This window comes from Mesorhizobium kowhaii (assembly GCF_042431665.1).
Classification (GTDB): domain Bacteria; phylum Pseudomonadota; class Alphaproteobacteria; order Rhizobiales; family Rhizobiaceae; genus Mesorhizobium; species Mesorhizobium kowhaii.
The window spans coordinates 1-1,538 of the sequence record NZ_JBHLYT010000125.1 but is presented as its reverse complement, the minus strand read 5'-3'; the positions used below and the strand labels follow the sequence as shown (position 1 = coordinate 1,538).

Here is a 1,538-nt window from a genome sequence, read left to right as displayed (position 1 = left end):
AATCCATGCCCTTCAATTGCCGAGCAGTTCGAGATCCTTGCCGCCTGATCATTGGCGCGAAAGCGTCGCGTCGTGACCGAAATCACGATTTGCGACAGAACCATTGGAACAGGGCAGGCGCAGCCCGATGCCAATTACCCGAGGATCGTCAGCAAGATCGGCAAGGCTCCCCCGCAGTACCCGGACATCGATGACGAGTGACGACGCACCGTGCCGCATCGAAAGGGTGGGTAATTACTGGGGATCGGCACCCCGGAGGCCGAGCCGACAGGTCCGCGCTTCGGCGCAAGCTGGCTCGTCGCGCCCTGCCTGGCGTCAAGCTTGTCGTCTCCGCCCCGTGGCATCAAGGCGGCGGTCTCGAAGATGCTCTGCGCCACCCTGCACAGCGAGGGCATTCGAAACGGCCTCTATCAAATTCATTTGACTTGCGAAATCGTTGTTTCTCTTGAAAGTTGGCGATGCTTGAACACAAAGAGCGCAACCAGCCTGAACTGTACCTGTACGACTCGCCTAAGGATCTGGATCCCGACAAACACATAGTGCGCTGATCATTCCGGCACAGGCCGGCTAGGGCGGAGAGCAATGCCATCAGTACACCGCTGAAGCGTCTCTAACAGTTCGTCGCGCGTCAGCCAAACGAGCCAATCGTCATCATCTATCCCATACGCGGGCAAGTGCAAGACTGATCCGTGTGGCTCTCTGTGTGGATATCCGTACTGATCGACTACGCCTTTTTCGATGAGCCAGCCAGAAGTCAGCGCATAAATGAAATCTGGGGACCATTTAGCCCATGCTAGTCCGAATGCGATGCGACCGATAAAGGTAGCGAGTCCGCAGCCTCTAAAGTCTTTGCGTAACCAGACGTCGCCGTGATACGCGACCAGTCCGGTTAGTTTGCGAGCACTGGGCGCGTCGCAGCGAGACGAGGAACCGGGCCCGGCTTTGAGGTCAGGAGCCTCGAACCAGGCTTTGAGCGACACAAGGTGCTCAGCAACGTCTGATTTGGAAAGATGATCTAAACGCATTGCCTGAACATGCGCCACCGCTCCATTCCGATCCCGCCCGACGATCCAAAAGGCCTTTCCGGGCGCAAGATCAGAACAATCCGGACGGAATCTTGGGTACGTCGGAGACTTCCCGGGAAGTCTGCTGGTAATGCTGACATACTCCTCAAAATTGTCGCCCATGGTAATATGAAGGCCTGACTTCCGCCCCAGCTCGTCAGCTGCACAGATGTACTTCGAAACCGATAGCGTCGTTATATCGCGCTGCATACTGATGCACCCCTCATTCGCGCATTGATCCTAGACGGCTTATAGAGCTCTCGGGTAAGCACCGATACTACTGCACTCGGTAGTTGACGTGGTCGCTGACAGCTCCGAAAGCGGTTCCGTCGCAAACTTTTCGGAAAGGTCATTGCTGCATGACGGCTGCTCGTATGCATACGCTGGAGGCCGCCTACTGACGCGTAGCTTGAGGCGATAGTGTCCGCTTAGATTAAGTGGACGCTTGGCGAATGAAGTATCTGGCTATGGAAC

Annotated in this window: 1 protein-coding gene; it reads left to right on the top strand. The window is 56.2% G+C overall.

The window, feature by feature from the left end; all coding sequences use genetic code 11:
* Positions 1-72: 72 nt before the first annotated feature.
* Positions 73-201, top strand: coding sequence for a hypothetical protein (locus tag ACFFNA_RS35880; RefSeq protein WP_378924687.1), 129 nt, complete (start codon positions 73-75; stop codon positions 199-201).
* Positions 202-1,538 lie beyond the last annotated feature (1,337 nt).